Source organism: Candidatus Saccharibacteria bacterium oral taxon 488 (genome assembly GCA_010202645.1).
Taxonomy (GTDB): domain Bacteria; phylum Patescibacteriota; class Saccharimonadia; order Saccharimonadales; family Saccharimonadaceae; genus Nanosynbacter.
In genome coordinates this window covers 707,893-734,144 of sequence record CP047920.1, presented here as the reverse complement: position 1 = coordinate 734,144, position 26,252 = coordinate 707,893, and the positions used below count along the sequence as shown (strand labels likewise).

The 26,252-nt window shown below is 49.9% G+C and carries 22 protein-coding genes and 2 pseudogenes; 23 read left to right on the top strand and 1 reads right to left on the bottom strand.

Annotated features, from left to right (window positions below; genetic code table 11):
- Positions 1 to 19 precede the first annotated feature (19 nt).
- From hflB to dnaK, 20 genes and pseudogenes are all read left to right on the top strand, one after another.
- Entirely contained in the window at positions 20 to 1,888 is a 1,869-nt protein-coding gene (gene hflB / locus GWK77_03980; GenBank protein QHU93299.1) for an ATP-dependent zinc metalloprotease FtsH, read from the top strand.
- Between the two features lie 36 nt (positions 1,889 to 1,924).
- On the top strand, positions 1,925 to 3,556 hold the full coding sequence (gene murJ / locus GWK77_03975) for a murein biosynthesis integral membrane protein MurJ (GenBank protein QHU93430.1): 1,632 nt from the start codon (positions 1,925 to 1,927) through the stop codon (positions 3,554 to 3,556).
- Positions 3,556 to 4,527, top strand: a complete 972-nt coding sequence (locus GWK77_03970) for a GTP-binding protein (protein QHU93298.1) — start codon at positions 3,556 to 3,558, stop codon at positions 4,525 to 4,527. The genes murJ and GWK77_03970 overlap by 1 nt, the downstream gene beginning before the upstream one ends.
- Before the next feature lie 93 nt (positions 4,528 to 4,620).
- Positions 4,621 to 6,117, top strand: coding sequence for a hypothetical protein (locus tag GWK77_03965; GenBank protein QHU93297.1), 1,497 nt, complete (start codon positions 4,621 to 4,623; stop codon positions 6,115 to 6,117).
- Between the two features lie 23 nt (positions 6,118 to 6,140).
- Positions 6,141 to 6,455 (top strand): RS21-C6 protein, encoded by a 315-nt coding sequence (locus tag GWK77_03960; GenBank protein ID QHU93296.1) that lies wholly within the window; start codon positions 6,141 to 6,143, stop codon positions 6,453 to 6,455.
- A 117-nt stretch (positions 6,456 to 6,572) separates the two neighbouring features.
- Positions 6,573 to 7,001 (top strand): hypothetical protein, encoded by a 429-nt coding sequence (locus GWK77_03955; GenBank protein QHU93295.1) that lies wholly within the window; start codon positions 6,573 to 6,575, stop codon positions 6,999 to 7,001.
- 110 nt (positions 7,002 to 7,111) lie between these two features.
- Positions 7,112 to 7,435, top strand: a pseudogene (locus tag GWK77_03950) (GTP-binding protein LepA).
- 19 nt (positions 7,436 to 7,454) lie between these two features.
- Entirely contained in the window at positions 7,455 to 8,135 is a 681-nt protein-coding gene (locus tag GWK77_03945; GenBank protein QHU93294.1) for a hypothetical protein, read from the top strand.
- A gap of 611 nt (positions 8,136 to 8,746) precedes the next feature.
- Complete coding sequence (locus tag GWK77_03940; protein QHU93293.1) at positions 8,747 to 9,655, top strand: hypothetical protein; 909 nt, start codon at positions 8,747 to 8,749, stop codon at positions 9,653 to 9,655.
- A 476-nt stretch (positions 9,656 to 10,131) separates the two neighbouring features.
- Positions 10,132 to 10,737 (top strand): hypothetical protein, encoded by a 606-nt coding sequence (locus tag GWK77_03935; GenBank protein ID QHU93292.1) that lies wholly within the window; start codon positions 10,132 to 10,134, stop codon positions 10,735 to 10,737.
- A gap of 257 nt (positions 10,738 to 10,994) precedes the next feature.
- Positions 10,995 to 11,366, top strand: a complete 372-nt coding sequence (locus GWK77_03930) for a hypothetical protein (GenBank protein QHU93291.1) — start codon at positions 10,995 to 10,997, stop codon at positions 11,364 to 11,366.
- Positions 11,367 to 11,426: 60 nt separating this feature from the next.
- Positions 11,427 to 12,386, top strand: a complete 960-nt coding sequence (locus tag GWK77_03925) for a GTP-binding protein LepA (GenBank protein ID QHU93290.1) — start codon at positions 11,427 to 11,429, stop codon at positions 12,384 to 12,386.
- Positions 12,387 to 12,388: 2 nt separating this feature from the next.
- A pseudogene (locus GWK77_03920) lies at positions 12,389 to 12,846 on the top strand (hypothetical protein).
- Between the two features lie 503 nt (positions 12,847 to 13,349).
- Positions 13,350 to 13,940: a hypothetical protein gene (locus tag GWK77_03915; protein QHU93289.1), complete on the top strand. Its 591-nt coding sequence runs from the start codon at positions 13,350 to 13,352 to the stop codon at positions 13,938 to 13,940.
- A gap of 52 nt (positions 13,941 to 13,992) precedes the next feature.
- Positions 13,993 to 14,712, top strand: a complete 720-nt coding sequence (locus tag GWK77_03910) for a hypothetical protein (GenBank protein QHU93288.1) — start codon at positions 13,993 to 13,995, stop codon at positions 14,710 to 14,712.
- A complete protein-coding gene (locus GWK77_03905) occupies positions 14,713 to 16,113 on the top strand; it encodes a hypothetical protein (protein QHU93287.1) in 1,401 nt (466 codons plus the stop codon).
- Positions 16,114 to 16,156: 43 nt separating this feature from the next.
- On the top strand, positions 16,157 to 16,867 hold the full coding sequence (locus GWK77_03900; protein ID QHU93286.1) for a transcriptional regulator: 711 nt from the start codon (positions 16,157 to 16,159) through the stop codon (positions 16,865 to 16,867).
- Entirely contained in the window at positions 16,867 to 17,016 is a 150-nt protein-coding gene (locus GWK77_03895; GenBank protein QHU93285.1) for a hypothetical protein, read from the top strand. The genes GWK77_03900 and GWK77_03895 overlap by 1 nt, the downstream gene beginning before the upstream one ends.
- Positions 17,013 to 17,537 (top strand): nucleotide exchange factor GrpE, encoded by a 525-nt coding sequence (grpE, locus tag GWK77_03890; GenBank protein ID QHU93284.1) that lies wholly within the window; start codon positions 17,013 to 17,015, stop codon positions 17,535 to 17,537. Before GWK77_03895 ends, grpE begins: the two co-directional genes overlap by 4 nt.
- Before the next feature lie 145 nt (positions 17,538 to 17,682).
- Positions 17,683 to 19,575 (top strand): molecular chaperone DnaK, encoded by a 1,893-nt coding sequence (gene dnaK / locus GWK77_03885; protein ID QHU93283.1) that lies wholly within the window; start codon positions 17,683 to 17,685, stop codon positions 19,573 to 19,575.
- Positions 19,576 to 19,675: 100 nt separating this feature from the next.
- Here the strand turns inward: dnaK and GWK77_03880 are convergent, their stop codons facing one another.
- Complete coding sequence (locus GWK77_03880) at positions 19,676 to 20,212, bottom strand: CYTH domain-containing protein (protein QHU93282.1); 537 nt, start codon at positions 20,210 to 20,212, stop codon at positions 19,676 to 19,678.
- An 82-nt stretch (positions 20,213 to 20,294) separates the two neighbouring features.
- Between GWK77_03880 and dnaJ the strand changes: the two genes are divergently transcribed.
- The 3 genes from dnaJ (at position 20,295) to GWK77_03865 (ending at position 26,249) form a co-directional block, all read left to right on the top strand.
- Positions 20,295 to 21,410, top strand: a complete 1,116-nt coding sequence (dnaJ, locus tag GWK77_03875) for a molecular chaperone DnaJ (GenBank protein ID QHU93281.1) — start codon at positions 20,295 to 20,297, stop codon at positions 21,408 to 21,410.
- Between the two features lie 62 nt (positions 21,411 to 21,472).
- On the top strand, positions 21,473 to 24,586 hold the full coding sequence (locus GWK77_03870) for a hypothetical protein (protein ID QHU93280.1): 3,114 nt from the start codon (positions 21,473 to 21,475) through the stop codon (positions 24,584 to 24,586).
- A 160-nt stretch (positions 24,587 to 24,746) separates the two neighbouring features.
- Entirely contained in the window at positions 24,747 to 26,249 is a 1,503-nt protein-coding gene (locus tag GWK77_03865) for a DUF1704 domain-containing protein (GenBank protein QHU93279.1), read from the top strand.
- The last annotated feature ends 3 nt before the right edge of the window (positions 26,250 to 26,252 follow it).

The window sequence follows — 26,252 nt, the reverse complement described above, 5'->3', positions numbered from 1 at the left end:
AGAAAGGATTATGTGACGTATGGCAGGAAAGACGCCAAAGAATACTAAGAAAGGGATCGGGCAGGTTGCTCGGCTGGGGTTGTTTTGGGCAATCATTGTGTTTCTTGGGCTGGCAGTGTACGCGGCGCTGTCGCCAAATAGCAACTTGAAGAATGTGGCATTGACTGACGTAGTGCGCCGGGCAAATGCTGGGGAGATTGCCAAGATTGATATCCAGGGCAATGATCTGAAAATTACTCCCAAAGGCCAAAAACAGCCGACCGAGAAATCAGTCAAGGAATCCGGTAGTACGATTTATGAGCAAGGTTTGAACAAGGACGCCAAGGTCGAAATTAACGTTCTGCCGCCATCGCAAACCGGTGAGGTGCTGTGGAACCTGACAGTGATGATCGTGCCGGTGGTGATTATCGTGATTTTCTTCATGTTCATGATGCGCCAAGCCCAAGGGCAGAACAATCAAGCGATGGGCTTTGGCAAGAGTAAGGCGCGGCTGTACGGTGAGGACAAAGAAAAGGTGCTGTTTGAGGACATTGCCGGCAATGATAACGCCAAGCAGGATTTACAAGAGGTTGTCGATTTCTTAAAGCATCCAAAGAAGTACAAGGAACTAGGCGCTAAGATTCCGAAAGGTGTCTTGTTGGTCGGTAATCCGGGTACTGGTAAAACCATGCTGGCGCGGGCAGTGGCTGGCGAGGCAGGCGTGCCGTTCTTCTCGATTTCTGGATCAGAGTTTGTGGAGATGTTCGTCGGTGTTGGTGCTAGCCGGGTACGCGACCTTTTCTCAAAGGCTAAGAAAAATGCGCCGTGTATCGTCTTTATCGATGAGATTGACGCGGTAGGCCGCAAGCGCGGTTCGGGTATGGGCGGCGGCCACGATGAGCGCGAGCAGACCTTGAACCAGATTCTGGTGGAGATGGATGGCTTTGACGGCGATACTAATGTGATTGTGTTGGCGGCGACGAACCGAGCGGATGTGCTGGATCCAGCACTGCTTCGGCCGGGGCGGTTTGATAGGCGGGTGACGATTACTCTGCCGGAACGCAAAGACCGCGAGGCAATCCTCAAAGTTCACTTTAAGAAAAAACCGACCGACGAGACGGTTGATCTGGATAAATTAGCCGCCAAGACGGCTGGCTCATCGGGGGCGGATCTCGCCAATATGGCTAACGAAGCAGCAATTATCGCGGCGCGCCGCAACAAAAAGAAGATTACCAACGATGAACTGACCGAGGCATTTGAGCGGGTAGCGATCGGGCCGGAGCGCAAGGCCAAGGTAATGAACGACCACGAGAAGGAATTGACAGCTTACCACGAGGCAGGCCACGCCATCGTCGGTCACGTCTTGCCAGATTCTGATCCAGTTCACAAGGTGACGATCATTCCGCGCGGCGGTACCGGCGGCGTCACGTGGTTCTTGCCGCCAGAGGATAAGAGCTACACCAATGTCTATGAGTTCAAGGATATCTTGGCGCGGGCGATGGGCGGTCGAATCGCTGAGCAGATCATTTACGGCGATGACGGCATTACCACGGGCGCTGGCTCAGACCTGCGTAAAGCCACCGAGATTGCCCGCGATATGGTGATTGAGCAAGGTATGGGTAGGGGTCTACGCGATCAAGTATTCCACGAAGACAACGGCGGCCTGATGTTTGACAAGATGACCCGCGAGCGGCCGTACTCGGATGAGACTGCTAAGCTGATCGACCAGGAAGTGTCGCAGCTGATCACCGAGGCCAAGCAACGGGCGATGCTGGTGCTTAAAGCCAATCGTCCGTTCCTCGATAAATTGGCTGAGGCGCTGCTCAAAGATGAGACATTAGAAGAAGCGGCGGTGGACGAGATTCTTTCGGGAACGAAACTGCCAAAGGAAGCAAAGCTGCACGCATAAATTGCTATGGGGCGCGTTCGTAATGTTGTCAACAAGATTAATCAGCGGCTGACAGTCAAGTTAGCCGCCACGATTTTAGCGAGCTCAATGTTGCTGTCAAGCCTGCTGGGGCTGCTGCGCGATCGCTTTTTGAACGCGGCGTATTTCCCGAACGAGAAGGCTCACTTGGCTGGCTATCCAGTTGGGCTGGATGCCTATACGGCAGCGTTCATGGTGCCGGATTTTATGTTTGCGATTTTGGTGTCGGGGGCGCTGAGCGTTACCTTCATACCGGTATTTAACGAGCGGTGGATCAAGGGCAACAAGCAGTCAGCCTGGCAAATCAGTTCGAGCATGATTAATTTGATGGCGCTGGTAACGCTGGTAACGAGCGTTCTAATCATCGTTTTTGCTGATCCGCTGATGAAATATCTGATCGCGCCAGGGCTGAGCGAGGCGGGCCACGCGTTGGCGGTCAGTATGATGCGAGTGATCGCGGTCAATCCGCTGATCTTTGCGGTGGCAGCGGTGATCGCCAGCATCCAGCAAGCGGTCGGTCGCTTCACCTTCTATGCGCTGGCGCCGATGCTGTACAATGTCGGGATTATCATCGGTACGCTATGGTTTACCAATGGCATCAACCTGTTCGGCTGGCAGATCTTTGATGGCGGCATCATGGGCGTGGCGCTCGGCGTGGTGCTCGGGTCGGTGCTGCAGCTCATCGTCAGTGCGGTTGGATTGATCGGCCTCGGTTTTGATTATGATTTCAAGATTTATTGGCGCAACCACGGCTTTCGTAAAGTTTTGTCGCTGCTGCCGGCGCGCTCGATTGACCAAGGGATGGATTATGTAGTCAGCCTAGCCGAAGTCAACTTGGCGTCGCGGATGGGGGATGGCGTCATTCGTCGCTATAATCAAGCATTGACGCTACACATGATGCCGATCAATCTCATTGGCGTCGCTATTTCCAACGCTGCCTTTCCGCAGCTAACTGAACGCCTTGCCTCGGAGCGGCCGGATCTATTTCGCAGAGACCTGCGGTCATTTCTCAGGACGGTAATCTGGATGATTATCCCGATCTGTGTGGTGACATTTTTCGCGCGCGGCTACATAGTACACTTTATCAATAATAATGGCGATCCGGTCATGGCGAATATTCTCGGTTGTCTGGTGATGGCGATTTTATTCAGGACGGTGTATCACATGGTGGCGCGCGGATTTTATGCGCAGCAGGACACCAAGACGCCGATGTATGTGTCGATTTTTGCGATTGTGTTAAATGTGGCGCTGGCGGTGATACTTGGCTACTACGTGAAACTTGGTCCGTACGGCCTGGCGTGGGCGCAGTCGGTCGTGGCCTTTGTCGAGGTGGTGATTTTGTGCGTCATTTTAGGTCGGCGCATGCCGCAGCTGTTTGATGCGACGTTTGTCAAAGCGGTCGCCAAGATGGCGTTAGCCGCGGTGCCGCTAGCGGTGGCGTGCTACGTCAGCGTGTTGGTAATTCCATTTCGAGCGTCGGATGACAGCTTTTTAGGGGCGCTGCCCAAGTTTGGGGCGATTACGATTTTCAATTTTGTCGTGTACGGTGCGCTGTCCAAGTGGCTGAAGTTGCCAGAAATCGACCCAGTCTTGGCGCGAATTAAACGTCTGCTGTTTTCGCGATTTGATATGAGTAAGTTGAGGCGCTGATGAAACCGCTGACCAGTATTCGTAATTTTTGCATCATCGCTCACATCGATCACGGTAAATCGACGCTGGCGGACCGGATGATGGAGATGACGGGGACGGTGGAGAAGCGCGAGATGAAATCGCAGTTGCTCGATAGTATGGATCTCGAGCGCGAGAAGGGGATCACGATTAAGCTCGCGCCAGTGCGGATGAGATACCGCTACCGCCAGCCAGCGGCAACCACTTCCTCTGAATCGAACGTCGCAGGCAACGCCAGCGACAGGGCTATCGATTCATCGGAAGGATTGCCACTGACTGGACCTTACGATCTCAACCTCATCGACACGCCCGGTCACGTTGATTTTAGTTACGAAGTCAGCCGCTCATTGCAAGCCTGCGAGGGCGCGGTGCTGGTGGTCGACGCCAGCCAGGGCATTCAGGCGCAGACGCTGGCGAATGTATACTTGGCGATGGAGCAGGATCTCACGATCATTCCGGTACTCAATAAAGTTGATTTGCCAGCCGCTGATGTGCCGCGCGTGTCCAAGCAAGTGATCAATCTGCTGGGCTGCAATGAAAGCGACATTATTCATATTTCTGCCAAAACAGGACAGAATGTCGATCAAGTTTTGGAGGCGATTGTTGAGCGAATTCCAGCGCCGACTTCGCCGCTTGCAGTCGAGCATCCTGATATTGCGCCGGCTGATATGCCGACGCGGGCACTGATTTTTGACAGCTATTATGACGATTACCGCGGCGTGATTTTGTATGTCCGAGTAGTTGATGGGCAGATCAAAAAAGGTGAAGCGATTCACATGATGGCGACTGGCGCGAATGGCTTGGCGCTGGAGGTTGGCCACCTCAGCCCTGGCATGATCCCCGACCCGTCGCTGGACACCGGTGAAATTGGCTACATCGTCACCAACCTCAAAACCACGCGTGAAGCGCGAGTGGGTGATACGGTAACCTTAAGTAAATACTGTAATCTGTAATTGATGATGAATAAATTTCCGTCAATAAAATTTACTAAATAGGTAAATAGCTAGTGTTTGATTGTAAAGATAAAACATGCTAGTATACTCGATATGAAAGAATCAAAGGAGATTTTTCTGGTGTCAGCAGAATTGCCTGGTTGCGGCAGCAGTACTATGACCCGCGCTATAGCAGAAGGGTGTCGCGGCGTAGATGGGGGGGGTGAGGTGTATGTTGTCAATATTGGTCAATCTATTCGACAGACACTTGGTGTAGAGACAGAAGAGCAGCTTAAAGAGAAATTAAGTCAGGTTAAGGACCCTGAGGCCTTTGATGCTCAGTTTTATCAAAACCTCCCAGAAGACAGGACTTGTGTCATTGATGGTAAGCTAGCAACTATAGCTGGACTTAGGTATATAGAACCTACCGATAGAGAGATAGTTACTGTAGACCTGACAAGTCATCCGCTGATTAGCGCTAAAAGGATAACTCAACGTGAGACCGGGCAATCTTTTCCTGAGACGGTATTGAACCGTGATAGTTTAAGAGGCCTATTAGCTCGATATGTGCTTATACAAGAAAGAGCAACTCATGATTCTGTAATGCGTTCACGGATGGAGAGTAGAGACCAAGGTCGGCGGCCTAATCGAACTCATAAAATTAATTCAGGAGAATTATCTTATCATGAGGCTGTAGGTCTTGTTGTGTCTGGCGAGAACGATAAGCAAGGTGTGCCAGACTGGGAACTGGAGGCTCTTTGGAAAACTGTGCGAGACCTGCAAATCGCTAGAGACACATTGGGGAGTAAGGTTCATCCAGCAGATGATAACCATTTTAGATATAACTTTGAGAGCATAAAGTATAAGATAGATAGACTTAGTATTATGGTGGCTGATACCGCAATCTCGTCTATCCGGCATGATATAAAAGATACTGTCATCGACGGATGGTCGAGCTTGATGATGAAACATACTCCAAGATTTTTTATTGATCATGGTGGCAATTTATCTGTAGACAATAGGTCTCAGCGATGGACTCCAGAACACTATAAAATAGCCGAAGCTTGGCCTATATTTAGCACTTTGCTAAAAGATAAAACTATCCTTGATCCTTTTGCTGGCGCAGGAACGTTGGTTAATTTACTAGCTTCACGAGAGATCCCTAAAGAGGTGTATACGACTGACTTGTCTTATGAAGACGGTAGAGAGCTAGAGGGGCTAGGCAAGTTTTATGCTCCTAAATTAAATCGCAAAATGTGGGAATTATTGTTTGATGATTTACCATCTTGGTATAAGCCTAGTCGCTCTATTATTAAAGAACCCATAGCTAGTGACGTACGAATACTACCGTTTGAAGATAAGACTATAGATTATATTGTTACTGATCCTCCGTATGGTAAAAATTGTTCTGGCGGGTGCGATTTGTTGGTAGATTCAATAAATGAGATGAGACGGGTTACTCGGGAGGGTAGTATATTGCTAATTCCAACAGATTGGGTAGATAAATTGCAGACTGCGGGTATAGAGGTCAAGCAGTTAACCCTGGATGTTTCACGGGGGTCGTCTAGTTTAGCGACTTGCTATGTTTATATTCCATCAAGTGTAAGTTAATTAAGATTAAAGAAGGAGAAACCATGAATCCACAAACAATAAGCTTAACTGAATTACAAAAACACCTCGATCAAACGTGTAAAGAAAAAGGATGGGATAAAAATTCTGTTACCGAAGTATTCTTATTGTTTACCGAGGAAGTTGGTGAGTTGGCGAAAGCAATTCGCAAAGAGACGGGATTTAAGGGCGAGAAAAAGCCTGACAATCACGACAATCTGCGCGAGGAGTTTGCGGACGTGTTGAATTATTTGATGGAATTGGCAAATCGGTTTGACGTCAATTTGGCGGAAGTGTATTTTGAGAAGCACAAGATCAACCAGACGCGGCAGTGGAAATAATATATACTATTATTGAAAGGTGCAGATGTAATAAAATGCACGAAATAGGTATTGATATATCTGTTGTTGGCAATTATGAGTAACTTCAAAAACTTTACAGAGAAAATTAGATGCCGCGTGATTCCGATAACACGCGACCGCCGCGTGTGGCTGGACGAAAAAGTTGTCGACGATGATTCGTATTGTATGTTTATGAATGGACGATCATACGAACTCGGTGAAGAATATGATGACTTTTTGTATGTCACTGCTGATAACTTTGCCGAGCTAGCAGATGTTATCCTCCGCGAGTTGTACGCGCGTGGATTTTCGTCGTCAGATTACAAATTAATCAACGAAAATCGTGTCCATCTGGACTATAGTTTTATAAGCGATGACACGCCTTGGATCGTCTGGCGCAATGTCGATGCGATAGTTACGGGCGACGTTACCGATGAAAACGATCATCGCCGCGACAAAACTAAACGCGGTCGGTGGATGAGCTACGCTGAATTGGTCCAGACTATTGGCAGGAATCAAGCTCATAAGATTTTTGAGCAGTTATAAATTAGACCGCAGTATGTAAGGAATAATTCGCCGAGAATAAGTGAGTGTGCAAGAAGCGATTTACTGTGCGTTTATACAAAAACACTGAGCTGATATAATAACACATAGTTATGACTGAAAATATCGCCATCCAGCCCCTCCCCGGCTATAAAGAAGTCAAACCCTTCGTTTATGCGGGGTTTTTCCCGGTGTCCAACGAAGATTACAATGATCTGAAAGAGGCTATCGAAAAGCTGAGCCTCAGCGATTCAGCGCTGCAGTTTGAGCCGGAAAATTCGCCAGTGCTGGGTTATGGTGTGCGAATTGGCTTTCTCGGCTTGCTACACATGGACATTATTCGTGAGCGGCTGGAGCGCGAGTATAATCTGGATCTGCTCGTCACTAACTTGAAAACCACGCACGAAGCACGGGTGGGTGATACGGTAACGCTAAAGAAACTTCAAGGGCTTATACATGTCACGTAGCCAGCTAGCGCTCACCGATCAAGACTGGCATCACCTCCAGGTATTGTGGGAGTATCTTTGCGTTGAGAGTCGGCTACCGGCGCGGGCGGATGCTATCGTGATCGGCGGTGCGGGAGCTATGATCGATAGTGCTGAGCGAGCGGCCGAGCTATATCATGCAAGCGTTAGTCCATGGATTGTGGTGTCGGGATTTGCTAATCCCTATCATGGGGCCACGGAAACCGAAGCGACACTGTTAGGGCGACAGCTCCAACGTTTGGCGGTGCCGAACTCGGCAATCCTGTTTGAGCATCAAGCCGCCAACACCGGTGAAAATATCACCCGTTCGGCTCGGCTGCTGGCAGAGATGATGATTCAGAGTAAGGACATTATCTTGGTTCATAAACCATATATGACGCGTCGATTTTTGGCAACTGCCGAGGCTCAGTGGCCGCACCCACGGCCGCGACTGTATGTAACGAGTCAGCCGACAACATTAGAGGCATATTATCGCTTATACGAGGTAACCTATGGCAGTGCTGCCATGATGCTGACGTTGATGCTGGGTGATTACGAGCGGATAAGGACCTATCCTGCTAAGGGATTTTCAACGCCTCAGCCGTCATCTCTCTCGGCAGACACGGCTTGGCAGGCGCTCGTGGCGCGCGGTTTTTTGCCGAAGGCGCAGTAGATCAGGCGCCTAAGATAGTAGAATAAACTATGATTATGGCGCATGGAGCAGCTCGATAGTACTAAGCGTAAGTATGATGACGAGATTGTCTTTCTCAAAGATAAAACAATCGGAGCAAAAAATGTTGGCGAGCGTGAAGTTGAACATGGTGAGCAGGGGTGATTTTTGTCGCTGCTGGTACGAAAAATATTTGAGGATAAAAATCAGTTAATGATAGCGGCGCGTATCAAGGCGCAGCTTACTTTTGTTTTGACGGCAAGGAGTTGAAGGATTTGCTGGATGCAGTACTGTAGAAGTGATGTAGCTTTTATAACCGAGGAGTAAACCATGAATCCACAAACAATTGGCCTAACTGAATTGCAAAAGCACCCCGCGGATACGTGTCGCGAAAAGGGCTGGGATAAAGTTTGGTCAACGTGGTGGAAGCATATTTCGAGAAGTACACGATCAAGAGAGTGTGCCAGCGGGATAAGTCTTCCGTACCAGCTGACTTGACTAGCAGGTAGTTTATTTGACAAAAAGTAAGCGCTATGCTATAATTTGATTTACTATGATGCTGGCAGGTTTTTGTATGAGCTTTCTCAGTTTTAAGATCCAGAAGGATTGGCGGCGTGTCATCTAGCGAGGCGCTTGTTCTGCCAGAAAGAATGGCGCAATATGTTGATGCTGGTCGATTGCGCGATAATTTTCATAATCATCCGGAGAGTCAGAGAGATTTATCAGGGGGCCAGCAGCTAGCTGTTCAGGAGATACGAGCGTGTCTTGAGCAATTGCCACTTTTTCACTATACTGACTCAGGTGATTTCCCTGGGCGATTCATGGAGAGGGGGATACTGCCAAGTAGTCGGTTATCAGGCTGTAGAACTAATACATACGGGCTTGATCGCCATTTTGGTCTTGACCAGTTCGTATTTTCGAGCCTTTATCTGAGAAATGCCTATCACTATGGCGCAAAAATGTTATCTATAGATCCACAGCTAAAAATAATAGACACCATGCTCGTCACGCCTCATGACTTAAACGATACGGTGCATACTGCCAAAACCGACCCGAATAACCTCAGTAAAGAAGATTGTAGAAAAATTGACGCGTATTTCGACTCGATGATGTTTGGGGCGGATTGGCTCGATATCCTTGCTCGTCAAGCGCTGGATTTATTTGTAGAGAAGATGCGGACATCTAGAGATGAGGTGGAAGAGGGCGTGGAAATGGCTCTTCTGCCACTAGGTTTTGATTTGTGCTATGGAGAGTGGAAGCACTATGGAGCAATTGATCCAGGAAATATTGTTGATACATATGATTGCTCTCGTGATATATTGGAAAATCCATGTGCCGACGATGATGTTATAAGCATGGCATGGCTGCCGCATGGTTTGGTGCTCAGTAAGTACCGTCTACTAGATAATGGAGCTGTGATGAGTACGTGGCATGATGTGCTTTCAAGCCACGATGTTGAAGGCGTAGACGTCAAGGCTCTGCGTCAGTTTTGGAAGCGTATTGGCGAGCTGGCGCTCTCATAAGTAATTTGTCAGTGAACCAATGTAAGCTATGGCGTGGCCTGATCGCTGAAAAGAGAGTTTTAAAGCTTGCGGCCAACTAAGCCTTGCTTGACAATAATAGCTTATGTTTTGTGTAGTCGGTGCTGTCGTATAATATTAGAAAGAAGGTATATGAAAAAGGCAGGATTATTTATGGTAGGTATCGTGATGGCTGCTGTGCTGTCTTTTGGATAACAATGGTGAAGCCAAGTACGACACACGCAAATCCAGCAAACTATAGCAGAATATACAGGTCACGGGGCCGGTGTAAGATAGCCAGGACAAAGATGAACCGGTACACGGCGGTGTTAAAATGTGTTCGGGTACAGATTGGGACTCCAGACGTGACGTTTTGGACGTTCTACTTCCGTTCACCAATGGGGATATGATATAAGTGTATGTGTCACTACTAAGCGTATGATCCTTGGCTTTCCCCCGCCCTTGCTAAGAAGCTACGTGTGGGAGATGTGACCATGGCGAGGATAGTAGTAGAGCTTAAAGAAGTCAGTGCGCTATCTGATGGTTACTTTCGAGTCTACGAGTTCTATAGTCCGGAGCAGCAGGCAATGATTATGAGAAAAGCACAGGAGAATGGGTTATTTGCACCTCCATCACCAGAGGGATATGTCATGATAAGTACGGCAACAAAGCGCCTTGGGGTGAGTTTGAAATTGGTGAGAGATGCCATAGATTCACTGAACCTACAGCGTGAAATCTATAGATTTCACGCTGAAAGTGGTCAGGTGAGAATTCGTGAAGGCTTGTCACCGGAGCAAGTTGATAAGATAGGTAAGTATCTCAGAAGTGAAGGCTATACGAAGTCGGCTCCTGAAGGGTATCGAGTAAAAAAAGAGATCATGCGTGAGTTACATTGTAGCGCCCCTCGATTTGATAGGGTAGTTGATAGTTTAATAAGGAACGACCCCAATTTTGGACAGCCGTCACGATACCGTGCTAAGGGGAAAGGCGGTGGTATGAGTAAAGCGTTAGGCTATTTCTACAGCCCCAAGCAACAAGCGAAGATTGCTGAGATGCTTGAGAAAAGTCGCCAGGCTGCTAGATGAGATTGCTGAGTTATGTCAGAATCAATCGCTGTCCAGCTCAGTGCTGATTGCTCAGTAAGCTTGACAAATGGCGAAGCACTTACTATCAAATAGGCTACCGAACCACCGATAGCTATGATTGACAAATAAATAATATTATGATAAAATGCAAGCCATGAGTCAACTGAATTTTAATCGCTTGAGGAATGATATTGGAGAGTCTGTTGTCTATGATGTAGTCCCAGATTCAGAGAGAGAGTTATAAGTATTGGCGTGGCTTGAGTTTGGCGCGATTGGCGCTGGAGCTTTCACGGGGTAATCGCACCTTTCAGTTTGGTGCTGATGGTGTTCATTTCGCAGATTTTCATTTATATGCGCACAATGTAGCACGTGACATTGCTGCTGGTGCAAGCCCTTTGCAGACTCAACCAGAAGATTGTTCCGCCATTCAGCAGGCTATTGGCGAACGGTTTACCAGCAAAACGCCTCACTCAGCACTAGTCGTTGCATATGCGCGACCAAATGCTTATGCGGTGCCGTCCGATAGAGGGCTGTGTCATGGTGTTAAATTGTATGGTCGACTGACCGACTTAGATGAGTATTCCCAAGAGTTTATTCAAGATTATTTTGGTCTCAGTTCGCTTGCATAAGAAGCGAGCGAGCGGCGGCATTATATCATCTAGCAATTGATGGTATAATTATCCAAGTAAATGTCTCATATTACCGTCCAGCCTCTCCCTGGCTACAAAGAAGTCAAACCCTTCGTCTACGCGGGGTTTTTCCCGGTGTCCAACGAAGATTACAATGATCTGAAAGAGGCTATCGAAAAGCTGAGCCTCAGCGATTCAGCGCTGCAGTTTGAGCCGGAAAATTCGCCAGTGCTGGGTTATGGTGTGCGAATTGGCTTTCTCGGCTTGCTACACATGGACATTATTCGTGAGCGGCTGGAGCGCGAGTATAATCTGGATCTCATTGTCACCAATCCGAGTACTGATTATCAAGTCAGCCTGACTAACGGCGAGGAGTTGGACATCAAGTCAGCCAGTGAACTGCCCGACCCAGCACAAATCACCGAGGTTCGCGAGCCGTGGATTGACGGTGAAATTGTGGTGCCGCAGGACTACATCGGTGCGGTGATTCAGCTGATTGTCGCCAAGCGCGGCCGGCAGAAAAACCTCAGCTACATCGACGAGCGGGCGCTGATTTCCTTTACGGCGCCGCTGGCAAATCTGCTGACGGATTTTTATGATCAATTGAAGTCGGTAACTAGCGGCTATGGCTCGTTTAATTATGAACTGGCGGGTTATCAGCCGGAGGATTTGGTACGGGTGGATTTTTATGTGGCGGGCGAGATGGTCGATGCGCTCAGCGTTATGTGTCATCGTTCGGAGGCGCCAGGCTTGGGCCGCGAGATCGTTAAGAAGCTGAAAGATGTCGTGCCGCGCCAGAGCTTTGAAGTGGCACTGCAGGCGGCGATTGGTGGCAAATTCATCGCTCGCGAAAACATCGGCGCTTACCGTAAAGATGTCACCGCCAAGCTCTATGGTGGTGACGTGTCGCGCCGTAAAAAACTCCTCGCTAAACAGGCCAAGGGTAAAAAGCGCATGAAGAAATTTGGTAATGTTGAAATTCCGTCAGAAGCATTTACCGTGATGTTAAGGAGGGATTGATCATGAAGAAACCAATTATCTATCTTGATATGGACGGCGTGCTGGTGGATTTCACGTCGGCTTTGACGAAGGTTCCGCCCGAGATGCTTGAGAAGTTTGCGGGTGAATATGACAATATTCCGGGTGTTTTTGCATTGATGAATCCGATGCCGGGCGCCCTTGAGGCGGTTGATAAGCTGAAGGAAAAGTATGATCTATACATCCTGTCGTCATCGCCATGGGAAAATCCGACGGCGCTAGGCGATAAACTGGCGTGGGTGAAGAAGTATTTTGGCGGCGATGGCCAGGAAAATATTTTCTATCGTAAGGTTATATTTTCGTCAGTCAAACAGCTGAGTCGCGGCGATTTTTGATTGATGATCGGACGGCCAGGGGTGCTGCTGAGTTTGTTGGCTGGCACATTCATTTCGGTACTCCGCAGTTTCCTGATTGGCAATCGGTACTGGATGAGCTGCTCTAGCGGCTCGGCGGTGCGCTGCTTGAAATCACTAAGCATAACCAGTATAATGGTGACAGAATCAATCAGAGGAAGGAGAGTCATATCGACCAGCTGACCGTAATCATTTTCGGTATCGACATCTCCCAAGGGATGGGGTGGCGCTGATGAAGTTGATGAAGCTATTCAAAAAAGCTCGGCTCGGCAACCGTCGTAAGGGCGAGGTATCAGATGTTGACGCGGAAGCATCAGTGTTGCGTCAGCGCCCGGTGGCTACTTCAGTACCCGCCGCATCTCCCACATCACCCGCGCCACGTTCTCCTCACTCCGCTCCGGCTCGGCGTCATAGTATTCAACGGCAAACTGTAGCCGCGCAGCCGGCTCGTCCTTCGGCTGCATCTCGCGTCGTGTCGCCGCAACCCGCTACTCAGTTACCTCGCTCGCGTTCTGCCGCTCCTCAAAAGACTCCCGCTCTCAATCCACCGGCTAAACCTCACCCTAAAAAACCAGCAGTCTTTCATGACATTATGCCGCCGCGTGACGTCCAGCGCTCGCGAAACTCATCATTTACCAAGCCGTCCGTCAAGCCCCAGCCGCCGAAGCACGCCCTCTCACCATCACGCGCTTCACTGATCAAGCCCACTGCTTCGGCGCCGGCCCCGGCCAAGCGCCCGCTCAACAAACTTTCTTCCGTCAAGGCTCAGCCAGTCAAGCCGCTCTCATCACATCCGCCGCACCCGCCGCTGACGAAGCCACCGCTTTCATCTCAGCCTTCGAGCCCGACTCGTCCGCTTAATCCCGTAGCCGCTGCGTCATCTCGGCGTCCAAACCAACCATCAGTTACAGCGCCCCAAGCGGCGTCCAAACCAACCACTTGCTGCCCGCATACTAGTCCTCGTGCCAGTACGCCGCATGCTGATACGCAACCGACTGTCAAGCGCCCACTATCCCAGCCACACCAGCTGCCAACCCAGCCAAAATTACCGCCGCAGCCAAAGGAGCTGACCCACCCGCAAGCCACCGCTCATTCCCGTGCTCACATCGCTGTGCCGTCTCGCCGCCCTCAGCTAACGCACCGCCCGCCGCACATTCGGGCGATGGACATGGTACATAGATAGTAAGTCGCAGCTGCTCCCGGAAGCTTAGTCAATAATCTGGTATAATACTCATATGTCAGATCTTGAACGTGTCATTAGGGAGTACCAGCCGACCGAAGCGGCCATCGCGCTAGTACGAGATACCAAAATTGCGCTACTGACCGGTATTTCCGGCGCAGGCAAGGATACGATTAAAAGGCGGTTGTTGCGATCGCCGTCATTTCGTGATATCGTGTCACACACTACACGGGAGCCGCGGGCAAATAACGGTCAGCCAGAGCGCGACGGTGTTGATTATCATTTTATTAACCAAGCGACAGCGCTGACCATGCTCAGAAATCATCAGTTCATTGAGGCCAAGTTTGTCCACGGCAAGGTGTATGGCACCTCGACAGCCGAGCTACAGCTGGCGCACGACCATCACCAGACGGCGATTACCGACATTGACGTACAAGGCGTGGCTGAGTATGAGCAATTAGCGCCGGGCTGTATCGCTATCTTTATCGTGCCGCCGGATTATCCGACATGGCTGGAGCGATTGAAGCAGCGGTACGCGACGGAAGCAGAGTTTCAAGCGGCCTGGCCGAAACGCCGCCAGTCGGCCATCGCCGAGCTCAGTCATGCGCTGGAAGTGCCATATTATCACGTGATTATCAATGATGATTTGACCCGGGCGGTGCGGGTTTGCGGCGAAATTATTGAGCGCGGTGACGTGTTTAATCGGCGTGATGACGAGGCACGGTTGATAGCGCGGGATCTCCTTGATTATTTGATGGGTGAGGACACGGTCTAGATGGCGACGAAGAAGTCGTCATTTTCGCTCAGGCGACCGTTTTGGTCGTTGTCGGGGTTGCTTGACCAGATCTTTTTCTTATTAGCCAGTGCGGCGTCGTTCTGGCTGGCATGGCTCGTGTGGCGTGAGGGCTGGCATTCGGGCGGCTGGTGGATGGTCGGGCTGTTTGTGGTGGTGTGGCTGATTACGGCCTACTTGGCACTGCCGCGGCTGCATCGTATCCTGAGTAGTTTGTACGTACCAAATTATTTCATCGGGCGGACACGGACGGCGGACGGACTGCTCGGTGATCCAGTTAATCTAGTCTTGCGCGGCTCGGAGGCACAGGTCCATCAAGCGATGACCGCGGCTGGCTGGACCTTGGCAGAAGAGATCACGGTGCGTTCGTCGTGGCGGATGATGGTGGCAATATTGACGCGGCGTAGCTATCCGCAGGCGCCGGTATCATCACTGTTTTTATTTGGTCGGCGGCAGGACTTTACCTACCAGCAGGAAGTTGACGGCAATCCCGGCAAGCGCCATCACGTGCGTTTCTGGCGTTGTCCACAAGGCTGGCTGCTGCCGGGTGGTCACCGAGTGGACTGGTTGGCGGCGGGCACGTACGACAGAAGTGTCGGTTTTAGTCTGTTCACCTTGCAAATCACTCATAAGATTGATGAGAATACTGACATCGAGCGGGATTATATCGTCCAGTCAGCGCTCAAGGCGCGAGCCTCAATTGAAGTGACTACTCTGAAAGATTTTTCCACCGGGTATCATTCGCGTAACGGTGGCGGCGACACCATTCAGACCGATGGCGATCTGCCAGTGCTTGAGGTCGGGCGAGTGCGCGCCAACCAGTCCTTGATAGAGGAGCGCGACGAGGTGATTCTCGATGCTACTTCGCACGAGGTGATGCCAGTAGCACACGACACATTGATACAACAATTTTGGAGTCGGCGGCCGCCACAGATCGCGTTTGGCGTGGTGGCAATGTTTGCGGCGCTGGCGGTCAGTATCATCAATACCGTTGTTGAATTACTTGCGATTGACCAATTTCATAGCCAGACGGTGGCTGAACTGATGGTGGATGGTCAGGTGAATGACGCGGCGGTGATTGCTAATTGGCTGATCGGTTCATCAATTGTCCTCGGCGCAGTGTGGGTGATTATTACCATCGTGCTGGTGAATCGGACATTTAGCGGTAGCAATCGATTGCGGCTGGTGTTGATGATGATATCTGGGCTGGCAGTTATCGCTAATTCATTCACGTTGACCATCGGCAAGATAACCTGGTCGACAGCCAGTACGCTGCTGTTCATTGGGCTGAATATCGTAGCGGTGCTAATGTTTTCGTCAGACGCTGCCAGGCGATTTACGCGGGCGCGTAGCCAGGCCAGGCGCGCGGCAAGGTCGTGTTAGCACTCGCCTTGCAAGAGTGCTAAATGTGCGATATAATAAGAGTATGACCGAACGTCAACAGGCGATTTTAGCTGCCATCATTGAGCAGTATGCCGAAATTGCGGCGCCAGTTGGCAGCGTGACGCTAGCCAAGTTGTTTGGTGTGTCCAGCGCCACGATTCGCAGCGAAATGGCCAAACTCGAGGAGATGGGTTTTATTGAGGCGCCACACACCAGCGCCGGTCGAATTCCTACGGATAAGGGCTACCGGTTGTACGTCAATGGCATCACCGATGCTCAGATGACGGAGCTGCCGAGTGGCATCGATCGCAGTGCGAGAGCGATCGAAGCGCATGTTAACTCGCACGTTGATAAGTCTGACCGGGCGATTCGTAGTGCGGTTGATAGTTTAGTGGAGTTGACAGGCAATTTTGGCTTTGCCTCGTTTGGCGAACATCTATATATGAATGGCATGACGCAGTTGTTTAGCCAGCCGGAGTTTGTCGAGGGCGATCACGTGCAAGCGATTGCCAGACTGATTGATAATATTGAGCCGTGGCTACGTGAAGCAGCGCCGAACCAGCCGCTCAATGTGTTTATCGGCAGCGAAAATCCGATTGGTAAAAGTTCTGGAGCAACGTTGATTATTAGTAGGTTTTGTTCAAAGTTTAGTAATAATAGTTACATCGGCGTGATTGGTCCGACTCGGCAAAATTACCGCCGAACGATGGAGCTGGTTAGGCGAACCGGTGCGATGTTAGAGGAGGTATTGTAATGGCTGAGTGGATTGGTGGACTACTGAGCGGCTTGCCAACGTGGCTAGTGGTGATTATTTTGATTATTATTTTCATGGCTATGATCGCGTTCTTTCCCTGCACATATGGCGACGAGCCGTTTTGGCCGTTTAGAAGGAGGAAAAAATGACGAAAAATAAGACCAAGAAAACTGAAGATTTGGAGCAGCAATTGGGCGAGTTGACGCTGGATTTGCAGCGGACGCGGGCGGATTTTGAGAATTATCGCAAGCGTGTGGAGACAGAAAAACAGTCAGCGCACCAAATGGGTCAGGCGAAGTCGGTGATGAAACTATTGCCAGTGATCGATACGATTGAGCGGGCGATTGTTAACGTACCAGAGGAATTGCAGGATAACGCGTGGGCGAAAGGCGTGACTGGCCTGGGTAAACAACTCGACAAGCAACTCAAGGAAATCGGTCTCGAGAAAATTAACGCTAACCCCGGCACATTATTTAACCCTGAGCTGCACCAAGCCGTTCAATTTGACGAAGAAGCAGAGGGCGACAAAGAAGTGATCGCCGAGGAACTGCGAGCTGGCTATATATTGGACGGTGCGGTTATTCGCGACGCGATGGTTAAGGTGACGCGCCAATCGTCAGCGCCGGAACAGGCGGAAACCGGACCAAACGCTGCCGCACCGGCGGAATAATTAGCAACTAGTAAAAACCTGAATTAGCACTCTTGACACGGGAGTGCTAATTATTTATACTGAAATAGTTGGCACTCGTGAATAAAGAGTGCTAAAATGAATATAAGAAAAACCAGATGTGATCAAAACAAGAAAGGGGAATCATATGGGTAAAATCATCGGAATTGACCTCGGTACAACCAACAGTGCCTTTGCATATATGCTGGCGGGCAAGCCAGAAGTTATCGCTAACGCTGAGGGTAATCGTACGACGCCATCAGTGGTGGCGATTAATAAAAAGGGTGAACGCTTGGTTGGGCAAGTAGCGCAGCGTCAGCGTGTGACTAATCCAAAGAACACAATTTATGGTGTCAAGCGCTTTATTGGCCGTAAGTTTGATGACAAAGAAGTCCAAAAAGACCGTGGCCTCATGCCGTTTAAGATCGTCAAGAAAGGTGCGGGTGTGGCCGTGGAAATGGGCGACAAGGAATACACGCCAGAAGAAGTTTCAGCCATGATCCTCAGTAAAATCAAAGCTGATGCCGAGGCGTTCCTGGGTGAAAAAGTCACCGAAGCGGTCATCACTGTGCCGGCCTACTTCGACGATTCGCAGCGCCAGGCGACCAAGGATGCTGGTAAAATTGCTGGCCTGGAAGTCAAGCGTATCATTAATGAGCCAACGGCGGCAGCTTTGGCGTACGGCCTAGAGAAAGGTAAAAATGATGAAACCATCGTGGTGTTTGACCTCGGTGGCGGCACCTTCGACGTTTCTATTTTGGAACTCGGCGACGGTGTGTTTGAGGTGAAAGCTACCAATGGCGATACTCACCTGGGCGGCGAGGACTTTGATAACGTCATCGTTAACTACTTCCTGGATGACTTCAAATCTAAAGAAGGCATCGACCTACGCAAAGACAACGCTGCCATGCAGCGCCTGAAGGATGAAGCTGAAAAGGCTAAGAAGGAGCTATCAACGGTTACTGAATACGAAGTTAACATTCCATTCATTACCGCTGATGCTGACGGGCCAAAGCACTTTGAGCTGAGCCTAACGCGGGCCAAGCTGGAAGATTTGGTGAAAGATCTGTTAGCGCGCCTCGACGGCCCAGTTGAAAAAGCACTCAAAGACGCCAAACTCTCTAAATCAGACATCCAAAACGTGGTGATGGTTGGCGGTATGACTCGTATGCCAGCAGTGGTTGAGCGGGTGAAGAAATTGTTCGGCAAAGACCCAATGCAGGGTGTTAACCCAGACGAAGTGGTGGCTGTTGGTGCCGCCATTCAGGGTGGCGTGTTGGCTGGCGATGTCAAGGATGTGTTACTGCTGGACGTAACGCCTTTGTCTCTTGGTATCGAGACGATGGGCGGCGTATCAACCAAGCTGATCGAGCGCAACACCACTGTGCCGACTAACAAGAGCGAAGTGTTCTCGACGGCTGCCGATAACCAGCCGCAAGTGGAGATTCACGTCTTGCAGGGTGAGCGCGAATTTGCCAATGATAACAAGAGCTTGGGGCGCTTTGTGCTTGACGGTATCGCGCCAGCACCGCGCGGCGTGCCGCAGATTGAAGTGACGTTTAATATCGACGCGAATGGTATCCTCAATGTTACTGCCAAGGACAAAGGTACTGGCAAAGAACAATCAATTACCATCCAAAACTCTGGCAACATGAGCAAAGAAGACATCGAAAAAGCGCAGAAAGAAGCCGAACTGCACGCTGACGAGGACAAGAAAAAGCGCGAAACCGTTGACGCCAAAAACCAGCTAGAAAACGCCATCTACCAGGCAAAGAAAATGCCGGATGAGTTCAAAGATAAGATTTCTGACGACGACAAAAAGGCGATTGACGAGGCGGTCAAGGAAGCGGAAAAGCACAAAGACGCTGACGACAAAGATGAGCTGGAGGCAGCAGCCAAAGCCTTGCAGGATGCCATCATGCCAATCGGCGCCAAGATGTACCAGCAAGCCGCTGAAGACAACAAAGCTGATGAATCTACGGACGATAAAAAGTCTGACAAGGACGAGCCGGTCGAAGGCGAGGTGGTTGACGAGAAGTAGTCTCGGCGTCAGCTCATAACATAAACTACCCCCTTTATATCGGGGGTAGTTTTATATTCTCATGGGCTCAACAGGCTTACGCCGCCGCTAGTCAATTGTGCTAATGTGAAAGAGCCGCACCCTCTAACAAATCACTATACGAGCCAACCACTAAATCCATATCCTTGATACCAAGTTCACGCATGTAGTGTGAACATTGCTCCTCCAGCTGCTCGGCGTTTCGTTTGCCGTCGGTATCAATGGCTTCAATTTCGACAAAATTCCCGAGGCCCTTAACGGTGTCGATATGAAACTTGACATTGTCGATGAAGTAAATCTCGCGCTGCTTATCGACAACCACGCGTACACCAAGCGCTGCTGTTAGCACCTCGCCGATGGTCGAGTCCGGCGCAACTGGCGATAGGTTGATAGTCGATTGTTTCGGCCCATCGGTATCGGCCCGCTGATAAAAGATAAGGTTATTTTCGATCGGTCCTTGACGTAGCTTCAGGCGCCCTTTGGGCACATCAAAATATGTGTCAATTTGATGGTCAGTCCCCTTAAAGTCCGCGCCGTGCTCACGTAGATATTGGCGCACCGACTCTTGATCCGCGCACCGGGCCTTGATTTCTGAATTGATAATTGCTGTCTGTTTCATAACACCTCCTATATTTTAAGTATACCACGGGCGAGGCTAGCACTCTTGCATGTCGAGTGCTAAAAGCGTATAATAAACGCATATGAGTAAGCGCGATTATTATGAAGTGTTAGGTGTGTCGAAAACCGCTTCTGAGGATGAGATTAAGAAGGCTTTTCGTAAAGCAGCGGTGAAGTACCACCCCGACAAAGAGGGCGGCGATGAAGCTAAATTCAAAGAGGTTAACGAGGCATATGAAGTCCTAAAAGACAAGCAAAAGCGCCAGCGCTACGACCAGTTTGGCCATGCGGGTGTCGGCGGCGCAGCAGGTGGTGGCTTTGGCGGTAATCCGTTTGAAGGATTTGGTGGTTTTGGTGGGCAAAATGTACAGTTTGACTTTGGTGGCGATGGCGGCATGTTCGGCGACATTTTCAGCCAATTCTTCGGTGGCGGCGCGGCTGGTTCACGGGGTGGTGCGCGACGCGGTCGTGATGTTGAAACTAATGTAACTCTGAGTTTTGAAGAGGCGGTGTTTGGTGCAGAAAAGAACTTGAGCATAACCTTAGACGCTGAGTGTGAGTATTGTCATGGCGATGGCGTCGAACCGGGCCATAGCTTAAAAACCTGTGAGGACTGCAAGGGCTCTGGTCAACAGACTCGCGTGATGAACTCGATTTTTGGACAAATTCAGCAAGCAGTCACCTGTCCAACCTGTCACGGCCGCGGCAAGATCCCAGAGCAAAACTGTTCAGTCTGTGGCGGTAAAGGTACGACTCGCCAGCGCCAGGAGATCACCGTCAAGATCCCAGCTGGTATTGATGATGGCGCGACGATTCGCCTGCGTGAGCGCGGCGAAGCCGTTCAAGGCGGCGCGCGCGGCGATCTATACGTTCACATTCGCGTCAAAGCCCATAAGAAGTTCACGCGTGAGGGCGATATCATCCTTTCAGAAGAGCATATCTCGATGGTTGATGCGGCGCTGGGAACGGAAATTGATGTCGAGACCGTGGACGGTACGGTGCGGATGAAAATCCCAGCCGGCACCCAGTCGGGGACTGATTTCAAGTTATCAGGCCACGGCGTGCCACATCTGAGAAATGATGAACGCGGCCCGCACATTGTCGGCGTCATTGTCGATACGCCAACCAAACTGAGCAGGAAGCAGCGGGAACTACTGGAACAGTTTGATGGCGCACGGAAGCGGGGGTTGTTTTCGTAGTAAAATTTCTCCATGAAAATCCCTCTCGTGCTATACTAAAATTAGCATGAGGGGAGTTAAGCATGGAATTGATTTTTCTGTTAGTAATTGTCATCGTGATAATTAAGGTAGCGCAGAGAGGCAATAATCGGCTGCCCCGTCAATCCGATGATTATCAACGCGGTTATTGGGACGGCGTGCGCGATGCGCAGAATGGCCGTGCAAAAATTGAAGATAACGACGGTCAAGCCAAGCTTATTACCGAAAATCAGGCTGCAGTTTCGCAGTCTACTGACCCTACCTTAACTAGCGACGAAGGGGAAGAGCCGAGCGATTCATCAGCTACTGATGCCGTGCCAATTGAAGAAAATACAAATATTCCCGACGAAAAGACGCAGACTATCCAGTGGCTATCCCCGGTCAGTAATAAAGAAAAAGAGAAAAATCGTCAAACCACCATCAACGTGGCGCTCTATACTGCGTCATTATTGCTGACCGCCGGTATATTATTATTGGCACAAACGATTGAACTTTCGGCGCAGCTCAGGTTTAGTTTGGTCTGGCTGTTTATTTTTGTCTATTATGCCATTGGCCAGGTGTTGTACGCTAGATTGCCAATTTTAAAGCCGGCCTCAACGGCGTTTATTGGTACGGCGCTGGCTGCTGTGCCGATTGGCGGCTGGAGTATGCATTTACTCTTGGGGATTGATCCGGCGCTGTGCTGGCTTGCCACCTCATTCATTGGTACTTTCCTATGCGTTGATGCTACGGTCAGGCTCAATAGCCAGCCGCTCGCCTATATTTCGCTGCTGTCGATGTTCACGATGACCACCAGCTTGCCGGCTGTTATGCATGCTCAGTTGGTGTGGTATTATGCTGTGGTGCTATTGTTCGGATGCCTGATGACCTTGGCTGCGTATTTTTCTAATCATTTTCCACGCCAATTCACCGAGCCGTTGACGCTGGTTAATCCATTTATCGTCCCGTCCACTTTGCTTCTCGCTATCGGTTCGTCGGTGCATATGGGCACGCTTGACGTCAGCATGCTGCTGCTCATCAGCGTTATATATTATTTTACTGTTGCCCTAGTCGAGAAATCAAAAAAGATGCGCACGTATGAACTAACGACGACGCGCGTGCTGCTGATGGCGGCGACTGCTAGTTTTACTATGTATCTGTCAAATAATGATGGTCTGGTCACAGGTATAGCGCTGGGGGTAGCGGCGCTTGGTAATATGGTTTGGTCTATCGGCTCGATGCATGTCCAAAAGCAGCCCGATAAGCAGCACGAAATAGTACTGTGGATTAGTTTCGTTGCGTCGCTGGCTGCTGTATCGACTATAGCTGGCGTCGAAAGCCCGCTAAGAGATATGATCATATTTATCCTGCTGAGTATGATATCGGCAGTAAGTTTTATGGCGCTTGCATTGCTGCGCCGCGCCCGTTTTGGCGGTATGGTAGTAATGTCTGGAATTTTGTTAGTACCGGCTGGCGTCAGGCTATTTAGCCTCGACCCCATAACAGCCTTGCATATACATTACTCTATCTTTATGTTTATGGCTTTCCTGCCGGTTATCTGCCGATTATTAGTTTTGAAACGTCCAAATATTACTAAAAGTCAAGCAATACTAGTATACGGCACGGCGGCCGCTTGGTGGTTAATAACGGTGTTTATAGCCTTAGCTTTTTTGAATGCTTATCCAGCGGGAGAAGGTATGCTGTATCTGTCAGATTCGGTGGCGGTTGCCACTATCATCATGGGTATCGCTGCGTGGCGTGAGAAGGTTTATGGCTTAGTGATTGGTATTCATGCTTCTCTGCTTTTGATGGCGCTGCTGATAGCTTTGTATTTCAAGATGGCTGGCGAAAATCTTGCTATTTTGATGGCGTGGTTGAACGGCTTGTCGTTGCTGTTATTAGTAGAGTGGCTGTACAATTACCGCAAAGAGGCGGCGGTTAAGTGCCGCGAATTGTTGTTATATTCTGCTATTGGCGCGGCTATCTTAATCATCTTTTCGTCTATTCATCCGGCGGTTTGGCTGCCGTTAGTAGCACTGCTGTACTATGCGTTTTATCGGCGGCGTGAAGATGGTTATCTGGGCGGAGCATACTTGGCGACGATTGCTTTGGTGCTGCTGTTCTTACATTGGTTGGATGTGCCGCTAAGCGACAATTTTACTATCACTGCTTGGGTGGTGCTTGTTGGCTTTGGAGTAGTGTATTGGTCGTTGGCGATGAATAAGCGAGCGTCAATCACTAGCGATATGACTCTGCTGGCCGCTACGGTACCAGCGGTGATATTACCGATGATAAATCTGTCGACGGCATACGAATTGCCGTTCAAAATCTTGGGCTGGCTGGCGGCTGTCGCGGCACTTTACATGGCAGTGTATGCCAAGCGGGATTGGCGGCCGATGGCGATATTGGCGCATCCAAGTTTGGTGTTATTATTCTACTTAACTGCACAATGGCTCGGCGTTAAGCTTGAGTTTATGCCGATCGTTTCGCTGATTATCTTTGCGGTATTTTATGGCGCCGCCGTAACTGCGCGAATCAAGAAATTATCAGTTTATTGGTATTATGCGTCATTTTGGAGCGCTATCGGTTGGTCGATGACTTTACTGCTGATGGCTATGCCGGCCAGTGTCGCGACGGAGGCGGTACTGCTAGTAACACTAACGTGGGCGGTCAATGGCAGCGCCCTAATAGCCGAGGGAGTGCCGAAGAAGAATATTCTATATTTCGACTCGGGCTCCCTTTTGGTGCTGTGCGGTATTTTATTTGCTATTCATATGTTAATTGCGCCTGTTCACGGCATAGTGGTGCCATACCTGTGTTCAGCGGCAATTCTTTCAGGGGCGGTGATGTCGTGGCGCTGGCTGGGGTATGCTCATATATACACCATTGCGCATTTGGTGCTGGCGCTCGCTGTGTTCAGCTTATCGACCCTTGTCCTGGCGCTAGCGGGTGATAATGCCATGGAAATATTGTTCCTGGCCGAGCATTCGCTGATGGTTATCATCGGCTTAGCACTTGGCAAGCGGCTTATCAGTATGTGGGGTGCTGTCGGCGTGACGTTGGCTTTAATTTATCTGCTGTCAGGCTATGCTTATGCGCTGGCTATTTTGGCCGGACTATCGATTATCACGGCAGTGGTGGTTGTGGTAGCGAGAAGACAAGGGGGTAGACAGAAATAACTTAAGAGTGTTATTACAACGTCGTCGACGTTTGTTGTATGACGACTAAGCTAATCAAAACGTAGGGGCGATTGCTGGAGTAGTTTGATGATATGAGTAAACGAGGCCTATTCTCGTAATACGTACTTGCTTTTTTGCATAAATATGCTATCATAAAAAAATGAGTATAGCGCTCGAAACAGCACCGCGCCGACCGCGAACGATTGAAAAGATTATTAATCCTAAAAATCTTCCTGAAGCCGGGTTTCAGTCGTATACAGAACTTGTTAATAATGCGCTTGACCAGCGAGAGGACTTTATCGCTGGCGAGTTTCGTAACCCCCGACTTGAACATTCGCGCTTTCGCGATATGTCGGCACTAGATCGGGGTATTATAGCGCTTGGCCAAGCTCGTGAAGAGGCGGCTAATCGTGAACCTGACTCGGTATTTCGTGGGGCGATTGATTCGTCTCTTGGGTTTCGTATGGCAGAGATGGAGTATGTGAAATTGCTTGGTCGGCTAGAGTTTCTGCACGATGAAGGGGCTAGTCTGGAAGAGCTGGATGAAGTGCAGGAGCAGGTTCGGCAACTCGGTCATGAACTGTATGGCCAGCCGCAGCCAGAGATTCGTGACGCGGCACTTAATGAGCTATGGAATATACTAGATAGCAAAACATATCACCCGACTGCCCAGGTTCTGTACGATGAGCTAGTGCATGGCTTTACCTGGCAGAGTCAAGAGATACCGGCAATGCTCCGTGCTGAAGATGGCGACGCACGACTTCCTCGCTTTAAGGATAATCGAGCACTGGAGTGGGCGGGTGAGCAAATTATTGAGCAAAATGCTGATATTCAGGCCTTGGTGCAGGAGTCCTGGGATCAGAAAGTTGAAGAATATGGTAAAGATTATAGATGTGGCCCAGATGATATCGTCGAAGTGTTTCAAGCGGTGATCAAGCTACGGGATCCTGATCATACGAGCGGCGTAACAGTGAAGCTAGTAGAAGGCAAGACCGCACTATCTTGGGAATCTCCAGAGATGGCAGTAGTGGTTGGCGGGAAGCGAGCGCCGATCAAGACGAGTGATGAGCTGTTTCGTAAGGTACTGCACGAATTTGGAGTGCATGGGCAGCGTTCAGTCAATGGACTGAAGACGAAGCTACCAGTCCTCGGGATGGGTTTGTTCACTGATACTCCACGACCAGATTACCTGACCTTTGAAGAGGGGCTGGCGACGACGGTTGAGGAAATGATCGGTGATACTGTGCCGAAATGGACAGCTGCAAAGCTTGGCCACTATATCAATATCTCGCTGGCGGAGCAGGGTGCAGATTTTCGCACGGTGTTCGAGACAGCATGGCGATATCGTCTGCTTGGGAGGCTAAAGAATGATGAAGAAGTGACCCGGGAAATGATAAATAAAGAGAAGCGGACGGCGTATGGCGCCTGCGTGCGGATCTTCCGTGGTACGCAACCTGATTTAGCGGATAGCCAGCCTGGTGTAGCGCCGTTAACCTTTAACAAGGACCTTGCTTATCTCGAGGGGCGCGTTTTGGCGATGCGGCATCTAGAGAGTTTGTATGCTGCAAGAGATATCGAGGGGGTTGCTCATCTCTTTGCTGGTAAGTATGATCCGACTAACCCCGAGCAGCAAGAGTTGATGATGATGGCGCTTGCGGTGTAGAGT